Origin of the sequence: Alicyclobacillus contaminans DSM 17975, from assembly GCF_000429525.1 — a bacterium.
GTDB lineage: Bacteria > Bacillota > Bacilli > Alicyclobacillales > Alicyclobacillaceae > Alicyclobacillus_A > Alicyclobacillus_A contaminans.
On sequence record NZ_AUCA01000055.1, the window covers coordinates 1 to 14,657 of the forward strand.

A 14,657-nucleotide genomic window follows, 5' to 3' on the forward strand; every position below is an offset into this window, starting at 1 on the left:
CTTCAAAGTGAGCAAGTCTTATCTCAGGCTCACCAAGGAATTACAGGGACGTACATACGACCAGATGCTCGCACACACGACCATTGTGTTCGCCCGCTACATCATGTTGGCAATAGCCTCCAGAGATGCCCAAGATCCCCGAACTATCGGTGCCTTGTTTTTCGATTGCTGCGACGAACTCGACGACATCCGATTTGTAGATGCTCTTCGGTTGCTTCTGGAACTGCTCAGAACCGCCATAGAGGTGACATTGGCTCAAAGAAACGACGTCATCGAACAAGTGCTGCAGCAGTTCATCGATCGTTTACCCAGTGCGGTCAAGGAGAAATTAGCTGCCTGAGGGTGCGAAACTTGAGTGAATTTCCTAATCCTGACCTGGACGCCCAAGTATCTGCTCGACAACTTCCACTATTCCCTCAGCAGCCTCTGGTACATGGGGATGATCCCGTGGATCGGTGCCTGCGTCACTGTGCTGCTCGGCGGCCGCATTTCGGATTGGCTGCGCGTACGCACCGGCAGTCTCCGCGTGGCCCGGGCCGGGTTGGCCGTGGTTTCGCTCGTGTTGACCGCCGCCTGTTTCCTCATCATCCCCGCCGTGCACAGCGTGGGTACGGTACTATGCTTGATGGCGGTTGGCAACGCGTTCAACTTTCTGCCCAATTCCGTCTATTGGACGGTCGTATTGGATACGGAGCCTGCGAAGGCCGGCAGCTACGGCGGCGTGACGCATTTCATCACCAACATCGCCACGGTCGTCGCGCCAACCTTGACGGGATTTTTGGTCTCCGTCAGCGGATATCACGCGATGTTCATCGCGTCGGCAGTGGCGTCCATCGTGGGGATGCTGGCGATGATGTTTGTGAAACCGGGCAAACAAGTGGCCGCGGGCCCCATTCAGCATACCGGAGCCATGTGAACGCGACGGAAATCCTTGGAGGGAGGAGATTGTATGGAGACATTCGACGCATTGGTCGTCCGCAAGACGGCCGACAGCTTTGGCGTGGCGGTGGAGACGCTGACAACGGAGCAGCTGCCGGCGGGCGACGTGACCATTCGCGTCGCATATTCCAGCGTCAACTACAAGGACGGTCTGGCCGCGACACCCGATGGAAAAATTGTTCGGACGTATCCGTTTGTGCCCGGCATTGACCTGGCCGGCACTGTGGCGGCGTCGGATCATCCTGATTTCCAGGTGGGCCAACCGGTGTTGGTCACTGGATACGATCTTGGCGTATCGCACTTCGGTGGATACAGTCAATGGGCGCGTGTGCCTGCGGATTGGGTGGTGCCACTGCCAGAGGGATTGTCCCTGCGGGAAGCGATGGCGCTTGGGACCGCGGGATTCACCGCAGCGCTGTCCGTGTATCGGTTGTTAGAGAATCACGTGTCTCCCGACGGCGGTCCTGTGCTCGTCTCGGGCGCAACCGGCGGGGTGGGCAGCGCGGCGGTTTCTATTCTGAACCGGCTCGGCTTTGAGGTGATTGCGAGCAGCCGCAAAGCGGACGCCCATCCACGCCTTCGGCGCCTCGGTGCGGCGAGCACGGTGACGCCCGATGAGTGGTCGGGAGCCGCATCGCGGCCACTCCAGTCACAAACCTGGGCTGCGGTTGTCGATCCGGTGGGCGGACGCTATCTCCCGTCCTTGCTGAGCCATGTGAAGTACGGTGGTTCGGTGGCCGTCAGCGGATTGACCGGAGGGCCGGAGTTTACCGCCACGGTGTTCCCGTTCATTCTCCGAGGCGTGAGTCTGCTCGGCATCGACTCGGTGTATTGCCCAATGCCGCTGCGACGAGAAATTTGGAATAAACTGAGCGGAGCATGGAAACCGCAAGAACTGCTGGACGACTGGGTCGACGAAGTCGGACTTCAGGACTTGCCGTCGGTGCTGGAGCGGATTTTGCGAGGCGAGGCACAGGGACGCACGGTCGTTCGGCTCTGATGGAGAGACGGGTTTGTGAGGGTGAGCTTCAAAGAGACGCCTGGCACAGGTGGTGCCGGCGTCTTTTTGTGTATGTCTGTGGCACGAATCTTGACGATGGCTTAACCCGCCCGTCGCACGAATGGGTATGATGATAGGATGACCACGTTTGTTCGGTGATGGACCTGCTGGTTGGAGGGATTATATGCAACAGGTGTTGATTGTGGATGACGAAGCGAGCATTGTACATCTCATCACCGGATATTTGCGAAAAGAGGGCTTCAGCGTTCTCGTCGCCGAAACGGGACCCGAAGCGCTCGAGATGGCGAAGTGGAGTGCGCCGGATTTGATCATTCTGGATGTGATGCTGCCGGATTTGGATGGGTTTGAAGTGTGCCGACGTCTGCGGCAAACGTCCATGGTACCGATTTTAATGTTGACGGCGAAAGCGGGAGAGGCCGACAAAATCATTGGCCTCGGAATCGGCGCCGACGATTACCTGACGAAGCCGTTCAGTCCGCGCGAACTGGTGGCGCGCGTGAAGGCCTTGCTGCGGCGCGCCAATCTTAGGGAACCTCCCATCACCTCGGACATCCTGCAGTTTGGGGATCTCACCTTGGACCTGCGCGCGATGTCGGTTCGCAAAGCCGGGAAACCCGTGAATTTGACCGCCATCGAGTTTCAGTTGTTGAAAATACTTGCCACGCACCCGGGACAAGTGTTCACCAAGCAGCAGTTGCTGGATCTGTGCTGGGGATACGATTACGTCGGAGACGATCGGCTGGTCGTGGTTCACATCGCAAATGTGCGCAAGAAGCTGGAAGATAATCCCGCGGAACCTATGTACATTCAAACGATTCGAGGCGTGGGGTACGCCTTTCGAAAGGATGATCATTGATCTCCATGCAATTGCGACTGTTCGTCACCTACATGATTGTCATCCTTGTGGCGGTATTGGGCGCGGGGTGGTTTCTGCACGTCTATGTGTCGACGCACGTGAACCACTGGGTTCCTGTGGTGGACATGGACCGGGGCCGTGTGGTCAACAGTCGGGCGCTGATGCTGAAGGCATTCGACAATGCCCTGTGGGGCGCCGGTTTCATCGCCGCGGGTTTGGCATTCGTTCTCAGCCTGCTGTTGTCGCGAACCATCAGTCAGCCGCTGCGGCAGATGATGGGCATCACGCGGAGAATTGCGGATGGCCAGTTCAAAGAACGTCTGTACATTGCAAGGCAGGACGAATTCGGAGAACTCGCCAAATCCCTCAACCGCATGGCGCAACGGTTGGAGAGCATTGAATCCATGCGCACTCAGTTGATGGCTGACGTCGCGCACGAATTGAGTACGCCCCTGACGAGCATCCAAGGATTGATGGAAGGGATGTTGGACGGCGTCTTTCCGATGGATGCGGCAACCCTGGAACGCGTTCAGCAGGAGGTCGTACGGTTGCGGCGGCTGGTGCACAACCTCAAAGACCTTTCTGTGCTCGAATCCCATCCCCACCCGTTCACCTCCATCCAGGTGAACAATTTGGTGGAGATTCTATCGGATACGGTGCGTCAGGTGGAGCCTCAGTTCGCGGAAAAAGGCATTGAACTGCGTTATCCCGACTGGGACCGGACGGCACCTGTCAACGTCTTGGTCGACGCCGAACGAATGACCCAGGTCTTTCTGAACCTGCTGTCCAACGCCCATCGGTACACGGCGGAAGGCGGTCGCGTGGACATCGATCTGGCGGTGGAGGAGGGACAGGCGGTGGTGCGCGTGCGCGACACGGGCATCGGCATTGCCCAAGCGGACCTTCCCAGGATTTTCGAGCGGTTTTATCGCGCCGATCCGTCCCGTTCGCGAAGTACGGGCGGCAGCGGCATCGGCCTGTCGATTGTTCGCGAGATCATCGAGCGACACGGTGGCACCATCACTGTGGAAAGCGAGCTCGGTGTGGGAAGTTGTTTCACGGTGTCACTGCCGATGACGTACGATGACGACGCCGTCACCGAGTGACTTGATGAAATCTTGATATTCGCTTGACCGTGTGTTGATGTCCGGCTCCTACAATGCGTTCAGGTGTGACACCACCGCATCGAACGAATTTGTTGTGGGAGGAACGGCCGTGTCTGTGATACCAAATCTGTTTCTGGTCGGTGCGGCAAAGTCTGGTACAAGCTCCCTGTACCATTACCTGCGTCGGCATCCCGATGTGTTCGTGAGCCCCGTCAAAGAGCCTCATTACCTGTGTCATCAATGGTTCCCGGCATCGTTCACCGGCCCCGGAGACGAGGGGTTCCAAGCCAATACCGTTCGCGACGAACGGCAGTATCAGGCGCTGTTTTCGGCGGGTGAAGGGTATCGCGTGGTGGGCGAAGCGTCGGTGTACTACTTGTATTTTCCCGATACGGCGGAGCGAATTCACGCTCTGAATCCGCACGCGAAAATCATTGTGATCTTGCGAAATCCGGTGGACCGGGCGTATTCCGCCTACATGCACACGGTGCGCGACGGACGCGAAACCCTCACCTTTGAACAGGCGCTGATGGAGGAAGCGTCTCGTCGCCGGGACGGTTATCAGCCTCTCTGGTGGTACAGGGAGATTGGATATTACGCCAATCAGGTGAAGCGGTACATGGATGTCTTTCCGCCCGAACAACTCCGCATCTTCCTTTATGAAGACCTGCAGGACGCATCACGCGTGGTTCAGCAGTGCTTTGAGTTCCTCGGGATTTCCACCGATGTCGAGGTGGACACCGAGATCCGATACAACATGTCGGGCCGCGTGAGGTCGCGTTTTTGGTACAACTTCTTTTCTCAACCCAACCCCGTGAAAGAGTGCATTAAACGGGTGCTGCCGAGGAACGTGAGTCACCGGTTGGGCGAAAAGGCGAAGGCGCTGACGCTGCGCAAGGATGGTATGGCACCGCAGACACAGGAGCAGCTCAAGGCCGATTTTCGCGATGACATTCTACGCCTTCAAAAACTGATTGGCCGAGATCTGAGTGCGTGGTTGTGAAATTGAAGAGACAAAGGAGCGTATCCATGAGTCAACACGTGATTTGGAGTGAACCGAGTGTCAGCAAGGCAGAACGGCGTGCTATCCGTGGGCATCACAGCCTGGTCCTCTGGCTGACCGGCTTGTCCGGCGCGGGGAAATCGACTATCGGCAAAGCGTTGGAGCGCAAGTTGTATGAGACCGGCCACCACACTTTCTTGCTGGATGGCGACAATTTGAGAAAGGGCATCAACGCGGACTTGGGATTCAGTCCACCGGATCGGCAGGAAAATGTGCGGCGGACCGCCGAGATTGCCAAACTGTTCGTCGAGTCGGGCACCATCGTCATCGCCGCGCTGATTTCGCCGTTTCGGGCGGATCGGGAATGGGTGAGACGGCAATTCGCAGAGGATGAGTTCGTCGAAGTGTTCGTGGATTGTCCGCTCGAGGTCTGCCAATCCCGAGATCCCAAGGGCCTCTACCAACAGGCACGACAGGGTGCCATACCACAATTCACCGGACTCGCTTCTCCGTATGAGCCACCCATATCCCCCGAAATCGTCTTGCACACCGACCGGTTGTCCATCGACGACTGCGTGACCCGGATCATCCAGTATATGGACGACTGTGGTTGGCTGTAGAGGGGGATCCACTCATTTTTTCAGATGTTCGTACCGGTGTGTGGCGACCCATTGGTAGAGTCGGCGCGCTGCACTACGAGCTCCAGGAATCCGGAGCACATCGTTATAAGGACCTTGACGTAGAGGATGAAGACAAGCCTGGGACGAAGTAACTCGTCGCAGGCTTGTCGTGTGTTATTTCGATGTGAAATCAATCGGCTGATCTACTGAAAGTGAGGTCACCACAATTTCGTTTGTCACCTGCCCTGAAGAGTCTTGCTCCTTCAAGAGAACGCCTGTGGCATTGTCAATAATGGCTACAAATCTCACCACGTCATGTTTCTCTTCAGCCGCAGTGGAAGGCATTTCCCCGCTGATAATCGTAGCAGAACGCCCCAAGTATGTTGTTTTTCCATCAATGCCCCACTTGCTGTGATCTTTCAGGTATTGCAGTGCAAAGGCCTGCGGAAACACCACATCATCTTGCGAATTACTCATGATTGGGCTAGGTCTAAACACGTACCCTGATTGTCCATTGATCAGAACGTACCGTGAACTTAATGAATGGAGTTCGATTTTGTCTTTCGCAAAGTCCTGCGGAGCCCTCTTCATGACCGGAAGCGTCCCTTCATACGCGGTGTTTCCGTCTTGGGTGAATACCTCCGTATGACCGTTGGTGTCGAGGTTTACAACAGCCTTCTGATCTGGAAGATCCAACTTAAAATGCACGACGATTTGTTTGTGAATCGGCGTAAAGTTTTCAAAGAATGAACCCTGGATTGTGGAATAATAGTCAATTGTGGCGAGTTCCGTAGGGTCGTCTTTTCTTGATCCGTCTCACCCAGACGATTTGCGACCAGCTTGCGTGCTTTGTACAATCGAGAATTCACGGTTCCCCTGGGGCACGTGAAGAAAGTCGGCTATTTCCTCAATGCTGAATTCCTGAAAATAGTAGAGAACCACCACCGCCCGATGCCCGGGGGTCATGACTCGGATCACTTCCCAGATCTTGTCCTAGTCTTCCTTTGCCACCAGTATTTCAAGCGGACCTGGCTCTAAACTGACCGTATCCTCGAATCGCGAAAACACCTTTTTGTTCCGAATGGTGCTCAACGCCCTGTGGACGACAATTCTGTAGAACCATGACCGGAATTGTGAGAGTCAAATCGGGCTATACTCTGGGACATCTCCAGCAGTGCGTCCTGCACTGCGTCCTGGGCCGCATGACAGTCATGGATGATCAGCACAGCCGTTCGATACGTCATTGACAGATACGGTCGAACCAGCCTATCGAAGGCTTCGGAGTCCCCCCTGCTTACACCGCTCAATCAGTTCAAGTTCACTCACCCATGAACCTCCCTTCCGAACACCGATTCGCGATACATTCACATCCAACGACGATATGGTTCACGGGGTCTCTTCATCCGGTATAAAACTCTGATAATTCTGTTGACTGAACAATTGAACTGTGTTTCACTTTATTCATGGCATATCGACGCACACCGAAAGTGGAAGCGCATCTGGCTCGGACGCGCGAACGTATCGTCTCCGCCGCCATGCAGGTGGTGGCGCAAGAAGGTTATCGAGGGGCCAGCATGCCGGTGATTGCGAAGACGGCGAACGTATCCACCGGTCTTTTGTATCGGTATTTCCCGTCGAAGGCAGCGTTGTTTCAAGAAGTCTTTCACCGCACGGCAACGCGTGAAGTGGAGGCATGCCGCGTCGCGGCGAGCAACACCGCGAACGCTCGGGATCGGCTTCGGCGGGTGGTGTCGACATTTGCACGTCGGGCGCTGCGCAACCGGAGACTGGCATGGGCCCTGTTGGTGGAACCGGTGCATCCCCAGATTGAAGCGGCGCGCTTGGCGTTCCGAGAACAGTATCGGAATCTGTTCGCTGAGATACTGGGGGCCGCGCGAATGAAGGGTGAGATTCCGGATCAGAGCGTGGAAGTGGTCGCCGCCGCGATGGTGGGGGCCATCGCCGAAAGTTTGATTGGGCCGCTTGCGGCGGTTTCACCTCCGGACAATCCGGACGACGTGGTGATGACCCTCGTGCACTTCTGCATGCGAGCAGCAGGTTTCGCGGACGGAGACGACTGCATACGGTACGCAGGATCCGAGCATCAGCAGGCGAGTGGAGGGAACGCGATGGACGAGGAGGACATGCTGCAGGTTGGTCAGCAGATATTGGCGGGGCAGTCGTTCAGCCGACTGCTGGGAAGCAGACTGACGGCGTTTCGCCCCGGCGAAGCGGTGCTCGAAATTCCATTGAATGAAAACCTATTGCAACAACACGGATTTGTCCATGGTGGCGTGCTCAGTTACGCCGCCGACAATACGCTCACCTTCGTGGGCGGATCCGTCCTCGGGCCGAATGTACTGACGTCGGAGTTCAAGATCAATTATGTCCGGCCAGCTACGGGGGAAAAGCTCGTCGCCCGCGCCCGCGTCGTTCACGCGGGAAAGCGCCAGGCGGTGTGCCGCTGCGATGTGTATGCGGTGGGCTCGGAAGGAGAGGTTTTGTGCGCCACAGCTCAGGGGACAATTGTGACAATGGTTCCCGAAACGCGGCCGGAATTCGAGGGAACGCCATCATGAGAGAGGATACGCTGCATGGGGTATTGGAACGACACGCAAAGCTGCGAGGGGACAGACTCGCCATCATCACGGAAACCAGCCGTTGGACGTACGGAGCGTTAAACGAAAAGGCGAATCAACTGGGCCGCTACCTGCGGGATCGCGGCGTGCAACCGGGAGATCGCGTGGCGGTGCTGTGCCGAAACGACGAGTGGTTCGCACTGGCATTCTTTGCCCTGCTGAAGATTGGAGCTGTGGTTGTCCCAACGAACGTCCGTCTCACGGCGCATGAACTCGAACAGTTGTTCACGAGGCACCACGTCACGGGGGTGATTTACCACGAATCCCTGGCGGATGGACTCCCCAACTGTGACCTGCGTCATTCGTATGGCGTGTACGATGCCTGTGAGAAAGCGCTTTCCTTTCCGGGTACAGACCTATCGGTTGCCCGGTCGCCGAAGGAGCCCTGCGAACTGCTGTTCACGTCCGGGACCACGGGACGGCCGAAGGGCGCGCTGTTCAACCACGAACGTATTCTCAATACGGCGAGGGCCATTGCGGCGGAATTCCGGGTGACGGAAAAGGATGTATGGCTTCACCTGATGCCGTTGACGCATGCGGCACCGCTGAACACCTTCTTCATGAGTGGCTTGGTGGCAGGGACAGGGCATGTGATTGGCGATTTCTCCCCAGACACGTTTTTGCGATGGATAGAACGTGAGCGGACCACCCTGACGTTTGCCGCGCCCGTCGCATATCTGCTCGCCGCCCGCCAGCTGGCGGACGCCGCATACCGGTTGGACAGCATGCGCCTGTACGCGTACGGCGGGGGGCCGCTGCCCGCCGCCTCCTACGAACAGGTCCGCGATGCGTTTCAATCCCAGGCGTTCTACCAAGTCTACGGATTGACGGAAAGCGGTCCCAACGGTATCTTCCTGCGTCCGGAAGAACATGCCACCAAGGCGGGAAGCATTGGGAAAACACCGGTGCGCAACATGAAACTTCGCGTGGTCACCGCAGATGGCGCGGACGCCGCGACGGGGGAGTACGGAGAGATCCTCCTTGCAGGAAATTCCCTGATGCTCGGATATGACAACGACCCAGCGGAGACGAATCATGTGCTGCGAGACGGATGGCTCTACACCGGGGACATCGCCTACCGAGACGAGGACGGCTATGTGTACATTGTGGATCGCAAGAAGGATGTCATCATCACCGGCGGGGTGAACGTGTATCCCCGAGAGGTGGAGGAAGCCTTGGCCCGTCATCCGGCGGTAATGGAATCCTGTGTCGTGGGCGTACCGCATCCGGTGTGGGGGGAAACGGTCAAAGCCTGCGTGGTGCTGCGGACGCAGGTGACGGAGGCGGAACTCCGCCAACACGTCCGGGCGTATCTCGCCGACTTCAAATGCCCGCGCATTTACGAATTCCTGAGCGAGTTACCCAGAAATGCCAACGGCAAGGTGTTGAAACAACGTCTGAAAGCACTGTGAGGAGGGGCTGCCATGTTGGACTACAGCCAATGGAAGTCAGCCAACGATGCGAATTGGTATTCGGACGATCCGATTCTGACCCGCTACGCGGCACGGTACGTGTCGCCCGATCTTCGCGAATACGTCGAGTCTTCATGGATCTCCGCGGGTCAGTTGGCGGCCGGTCCGATGGATCGCCGGGCTGTGCACACGGACCGAGACGGAGCGCCGAAACTCATCCGGTACAACCGCGAAGGAGAGGAGATCAACGAGATTTGGTACAACGAGGGATATCTGCAAACGGTCCGCGACGGCTACGGAACCGGTGTGGTCGCGTATCGGTATGACCGGAACGCGCCGGAACCCGTTCCGTTTTTCGTCAACTGCATTCTGCTGTACCTGTTGTGCGAGGCGGAGACCGGGTTCACGTGTCCTGTTGGCTTGACGCAATCCGTGGCGTTTGTTTTGGAGAAATTCGGAAGTGAGCAGCAAAAGGCACAGTACCTCTCCCGTCTGGCGTCGCTCGACTGGCAGACCTTTGCCCAAGGGGCGACGTTTCTGACGGAAATTCAGGGAGGGTCGGACGTCGGGGCCACGAGGACGACGGCGGTGAAGGAAGGGGACCACTACCTGCTCACGGGAGAAAAGTGGTTTGCCAGCAACTGTGACGCGGAAATTGCCATCACGCTGGCGCGGATGGGCGATGCGCCGGGGACCCGTGGGCTTGGTTTGTTCCTGATGCCGCGCACGCTGCCGGACGGCACCAGAAACCGCGTCACCATCCGTCGCTTGAAGGATAAACTGGGGGTACGCGCCGTCGCGAGCGGTGAACTGGAGCTGCACGGAGCGGTGGGGTACCTGATTGGCGACGCCAATCAGGGCTTTAAATACATGGCCGAAGCGCTGAACGTGTCCCGGCTCGGAACATCGCTCGCGGGTCTCGCCATTGCACGGCGGTGCTTCCTCGAGGCGATGTTGTACGCAGAGCGGCGCGCGGCATTCGGTCAGCCAATTGTACAGTACCCCATGGTGCGGGAGACTCTGCTGCAGATGATGGTGGAGGTGGAGGCGGGGTGGGCCATTACGGCACAGACCATCCGTCGTTTCGATGAGGTTCACACGTATCATCGAGCGCAGGCCGAAGACTCCACGCTGCTGCGAATCCTCCTTTCCCTCGTCAAATACCGGCACAGTGAGTTGGGCGTGACGGCCGCCAAGCGGTCCATGGAACTGCATGGCGGCAATGGGTACATCGAGGAGTATCCGACGGCGCGTCTCATCCGCGACGCATTGGTCAATCCCATCTGGGAGGGGACGGCGAACATCCAAGCGCTGGAGATCTTGAAGAATCTGCAGCGCGGAGGGTTGGAACTGTTTGTGGAAGATCTGTTTACAACTCTGGATCGCATCCAGCGGGCTGAATTGACCGCGTACAGCCAGGAACTGCGTCAGTGCGTACAGAACCTGGAGGAGACCGCCGCGCACCTGCTGCGCGGTGATTTGGACCGCCAGCAAGCGGCGGCGAAGCGATTGGCCGACTGGATGTACGACGTGTTCAGCGCGGTACATCTGCTGGAGGAAAGCGCGTACGATCTTGAGCATGCGGCGGACGCGCGTCGCGTGATGGTGTTGGACGCATGGCTGAATATGGTTCTCCGGCCACAGTCGGATCGGGGGATTTTTTCACAACCGGTTGTGACCGATCCGCAGTTTGACGCGGTGGTTCGCTTCGCCGCCGTCGCACCGAACATCCTGCAGTCCGCGACCGTCTGAGTCCTCCGAGTAGCTTCTTCGTCATACCTATGCCAATGGCCCGTCGAACACGACGGGCTTTTTTTCGACGTGAATGCGATGATTCAGCAACGCACGGACGACAGGCAGAGCATCATTTGGTAGACTACATATGGGTACCATCTTGGGGGTTCACTCCCTGCCCGGTTTTCGGGAAGGGGGTGGGGCCATGAGCGTCGCCAGTGCGCTGTCGTTGATGATCCAGTTCGGATCGTTCACAGTCGCTTTGGTGTCGTTGGTTGTGGCTGTGGTTCTTGCCGTGAAACGCAAGTAACCGCCCCCTTCGGTTCGCGCCATTGGGGCGGTTACTTGTTCGCACAAATTTGTTGCGGGCAGGGACAACGCCCAAGGCGTTGGTACCTGGGAGCCGAAGGATGCCGCCTTCGGCTCTCTTTTCATGATTAGTCTAACACAGCGTGGGTATACGTCAATGGGCACGTGGCGCTGCTGCTGTGGTGGTTCGGCCGCACCAGGAGTCGCCAACTGCACCCTGACAGACGTGCGTTGCAGGCGTCAACGTTGCTCCCGCAACCACAACGCGGACAAGAATTGCGCAGACGCGGCGATGCTGAATGGAAGGATGTACTCTCCTTCATCCAACATGTGGCCGAATGCCACAGGCCAGGCGCCAGTGGTCAGAGTCAGGATGAGTATCGACGTCACGCGCTGCTGCCAGGAATGCGGCTGTCGTGGGCGAGCGGTCACGACCAGGGAACGACTTCCTCGACTGCCGAGATTGAGCGACATGCACGCCGCATTGAGCAAGGCGGCGAGCCAGAACCACGGCGCGAATGGCAGTGCAAGCACAAGCAAGGCGCCGAACAGTTGCGTGACCACCAATGATTTGACCGGCCCCAACCGATTGGACAGGTGCGTATGGACCACAGTCATGACGCCGGTGGCCAGGTAGGAAAAAGAAATGACAATCCCAATCAGCGCCTCGTTCGCATGAAAACGGGCGGAGAACCAGTATGATGTCATGGTGCTGGAGAGCGCAACTGCAACACTGTTGATGAGATTGACCAATGGATTGGGTGCGTGCGCCTGCTGTCCAGACGAAAGGTCTCCACGGCTTGCTGACTGACCCGTGTACAGATGCCACGCGAGAGCCGCATAACGGTAGGACAATTTTCCAGCTAAGACAATCAGAGCTGCCAGAACCGGTAGCAAAGGGCCTATCATTTCAGCGCGCGGAAACCAACGATTCCAATGGGATGTCATGACGGTCACAACGATAGCGATGAGAGCCACCACCAGCAGATTCGACCATGCATCGCGATTTTCCGAACGGCGTCCAGAGACGTCGGCACCGTCATGGTCCGACGCTGATTGTACGCTCCGGCGCTGCTTGCGTTCGCCACCCGATGCCAGATGAATGATCCATGAGCATGCGAAGGACAGGGCAGCCACGACGACGAACACGGGGCGATACGCGATGGCACCCGGGAACCAAGATTCGAGGCCCGAGGGCAGTGCGGCAATCAGGGATCCGATACACATCCCCAGGTATCCCAATGCCGCGTTCATGCCAAAGATGACACTGGTTGCGTGGGCATCACGCTGGCGCGTGTAGGCCCGCAACCATGCTCGCTCTATGGGCGATGTGGGGCCTCCGGATCCACTGTGGCCGCGTCCGAAGCCGACCAAGCTGGTGGCACAACAAATCGCGACGGGATTTGCCGTGATGGAGAGTACGAGCGCTGCAGCGCCGCACAACAGATGGAAGCTCATGATAAAACGCTTTGCACCGAGATATTGATTGAGATCTCCGGAGAATATCGTCCACAGGCTCCGAAACACGCCGGAGACGGCGAGGACACCACCGATGGCAAGTCCGTTCCATCCCAACGATTGGAGATAGAGACTGACGTCAACCACCAAAATCCCCTGACAGATGCTGTGCAACAGTGCCACGTAATGCAGCAACCGAACGGTGCGATGGCCTCCGAATCCAACGCGAATCCAGTTCATTGTGTACCCTCGTTTACATTGGTTGTTCGAATTCACCTTGGTAGCGTAACATGGGATTGTTGACATCCAGTGTCAGTGATTTCGTTGGGGAGGGTGAGCTGGCGGATGCGTGCGGATCGACTCCTGGCCATTCTGATGTATCTGCGGACCGAGGGGAAGTTGACAGCGCGGGAACTGGCGCGACGGGTTGAGGTGTCTGAACGAACCATCTATCGCGACATCGACGCACTGAGCGCCGTCGGTATACCCATCGTCGCAGACGCAGGTGCCGGTGGTGGTTTTCAACTGGCCGAGGGATTTGAATCCACCGTGGAGGCGCTGACTCGCTCGATGAGCGACGCGGAACTCGAGTCGTTGTTCATGAATCTGTCCAGCAGGGGATTGCGCGACCTCGCAGGTGAGCTGCCTCTGCGTACCATTTTTCTGAAATTGTTGCACACGCTACCGCCGGACAAACAGACGAAGGCCAGGTGGATTCAGAATAGTATTCACCTCGATCCCACCCCTTGGCATGCGGAATCCGGAAGTCCGGAATTCATCCGGATGGCGAAGCAGGCGATTGCCACGCAATGCGTCGTTGAGTTTGTCTACGAGTCCGCGCAGGGAGTGACGTCGTCTTGGCGTGTTCAACCGTATGGCCTCGTGTCAAAAGCGGGTTTGTGGTTTCTCGTCGCGACAGACGGACAGAACATGCGCGCGTTTCGAATCGCACGCATGCGGGATTTTCGGTTGACCACCGAGTCGTTTGTTCGGTCAAGTGCGTTCAACCTGCAGGCATTTTGGTCGGAGTGGGTTGAACAATACCATGGTCATCAAGCTTCTGAAGCCTTTGGTTCCTGACGATAGTCAGGGTTCAGAGCTGTTCATTTTGACCTGTTCATCATGCGAATACCGTCGACGCCGAGAGTGGAATTGCGGTATCTGTATACTTGCCCCAGAGTCAACCCAGACAGAAGGGATGGGTTAAGATGAAGTAGAGGTGTTTATGATGCCGGGACGTAAGTGGACAGTGGACGAGAAGATGAACATCGTGCTCGAGGGCATGATGCCCGGTGCGAATATCAGCGAGGTATGTCGGCGGCATGGCGTGGCCCAGAGTCTGTATTACAGGTGGCGTGAAGCGTTCCTGACTGGTGGACGGGCTGGACTTCAGTCCGGACCCTCTACGAGGGAGCAGGAGCTGGAGAAAGAGTTGCAGGAGGCTCGGGCTAAGATCGGTGAACTCACGATGCAGGTGGATGTGTTGCGAAAAAAATCGAATTGGGGCCGGAAGTAAATAGCCGTTCTTTGGTCTGTCAGCTCGCCAAAGAAGGCTTTCCG

At 57.4% G+C, this 14,657-nt stretch carries 15 protein-coding genes and 1 pseudogene; 13 read left to right on the forward strand and 3 right to left on the reverse strand.

What is annotated here, in order from left to right:
• The 7 genes and pseudogenes from G463_RS23245 to cysC form a co-directional block, all read left to right on the forward strand.
• A pseudogene (locus G463_RS23245) lies at window positions 1–340 on the forward strand (IS4 family transposase); the annotation flags it as partial.
• Between the two features lie 15 nt (window positions 341–355).
• Window positions 356–916 carry an MFS transporter gene (locus G463_RS20825; RefSeq protein ID WP_051322358.1) on the forward strand — a complete coding sequence of 187 codons (561 nt, stop codon included), beginning with the start codon at window positions 356–358 and terminating at the stop codon, window positions 914–916.
• Window positions 917–949: 33 nt separating this feature from the next.
• Window positions 950–1,939, forward strand: a complete 990-nt coding sequence (locus G463_RS0115420) for an acrylyl-CoA reductase family protein (RefSeq protein WP_026975880.1) — start codon at window positions 950–952, stop codon at window positions 1,937–1,939.
• A gap of 184 nt (window positions 1,940–2,123) precedes the next feature.
• Window positions 2,124–2,816: a response regulator transcription factor gene (locus tag G463_RS0115425; protein ID WP_026975881.1), complete on the forward strand. Its 693-nt coding sequence runs from the start codon at window positions 2,124–2,126 to the stop codon at window positions 2,814–2,816.
• Between the two features lie 5 nt (window positions 2,817–2,821).
• Entirely contained in the window at window positions 2,822–3,922 is a 1,101-nt protein-coding gene (locus G463_RS20830) for a sensor histidine kinase (RefSeq protein WP_156900254.1), read from the forward strand.
• Between the two features lie 109 nt (window positions 3,923–4,031).
• Window positions 4,032–4,925, forward strand: coding sequence for a sulfotransferase family protein (locus G463_RS0115435; protein ID WP_026975882.1), 894 nt, complete (start codon window positions 4,032–4,034; stop codon window positions 4,923–4,925).
• A gap of 26 nt (window positions 4,926–4,951) precedes the next feature.
• A complete protein-coding gene (gene cysC, locus G463_RS0115440) occupies window positions 4,952–5,545 on the forward strand; it encodes an adenylyl-sulfate kinase (RefSeq protein ID WP_026975883.1) in 594 nt (197 codons plus the stop codon).
• A 174-nt stretch (window positions 5,546–5,719) separates the two neighbouring features.
• On the opposite strand, the gene G463_RS0115445 is transcribed toward cysC, so the two are convergent.
• Both G463_RS0115445 and G463_RS23675 read right to left on the reverse strand, forming a co-directional pair.
• The gene (locus G463_RS0115445; protein ID WP_156900256.1) at window positions 5,720–6,241 is read right to left on the reverse strand and encodes a hypothetical protein; all 522 of its coding nucleotides are present in this window, start codon (window positions 6,239–6,241) and stop codon (window positions 5,720–5,722) included.
• Between the two features lie 120 nt (window positions 6,242–6,361).
• Entirely contained in the window at window positions 6,362–6,511 is a 150-nt protein-coding gene (locus G463_RS23675) for a sigma factor-like helix-turn-helix DNA-binding protein (RefSeq protein WP_245575921.1), read from the reverse strand.
• Window positions 6,512–7,008: 497 nt separating this feature from the next.
• Here G463_RS23675 and G463_RS23340 point away from each other — a divergent pair, with 497 nt between their 5' ends.
• From G463_RS23340 to G463_RS22520, 4 genes are all read left to right on the forward strand, one after another.
• Window positions 7,009–8,124 (forward strand): hotdog fold thioesterase, encoded by a 1,116-nt coding sequence (locus G463_RS23340; protein WP_211227429.1) that lies wholly within the window; start codon window positions 7,009–7,011, stop codon window positions 8,122–8,124.
• Window positions 8,121–9,596 (forward strand): class I adenylate-forming enzyme family protein, encoded by a 1,476-nt coding sequence (locus G463_RS0115470; RefSeq protein ID WP_035487621.1) that lies wholly within the window; start codon window positions 8,121–8,123, stop codon window positions 9,594–9,596. The genes G463_RS23340 and G463_RS0115470 overlap by 4 nt, the downstream gene beginning before the upstream one ends.
• Window positions 9,597–9,608: 12 nt before the next feature.
• Window positions 9,609–11,348 (forward strand): acyl-CoA dehydrogenase family protein, encoded by a 1,740-nt coding sequence (locus tag G463_RS20845; protein WP_051322360.1) that lies wholly within the window; start codon window positions 9,609–9,611, stop codon window positions 11,346–11,348.
• A 187-nt stretch (window positions 11,349–11,535) separates the two neighbouring features.
• Window positions 11,536–11,640, forward strand: a complete 105-nt coding sequence (locus tag G463_RS22520; protein ID WP_245575922.1) for a putative holin-like toxin — start codon at window positions 11,536–11,538, stop codon at window positions 11,638–11,640.
• Window positions 11,641–11,879: 239 nt separating this feature from the next.
• Here the strand turns inward: G463_RS22520 and G463_RS21965 are convergent, their stop codons facing one another.
• Window positions 11,880–13,337, reverse strand: a complete 1,458-nt coding sequence (locus G463_RS21965) for an MFS transporter (RefSeq protein WP_026975886.1) — start codon at window positions 13,335–13,337, stop codon at window positions 11,880–11,882.
• Window positions 13,338–13,430: 93 nt separating this feature from the next.
• Between G463_RS21965 and G463_RS20855 the strand changes: the two genes are divergently transcribed.
• Together G463_RS20855 and G463_RS0115495 are read left to right on the forward strand one after the other, a co-directional pair.
• Window positions 13,431–14,177, forward strand: coding sequence for a helix-turn-helix transcriptional regulator (locus G463_RS20855; RefSeq protein ID WP_156900258.1), 747 nt, complete (start codon window positions 13,431–13,433; stop codon window positions 14,175–14,177).
• Between the two features lie 148 nt (window positions 14,178–14,325).
• Entirely contained in the window at window positions 14,326–14,613 is a 288-nt protein-coding gene (locus G463_RS0115495; protein WP_026975887.1) for a transposase, read from the forward strand.
• Window positions 14,614–14,657 lie beyond the last annotated feature (44 nt).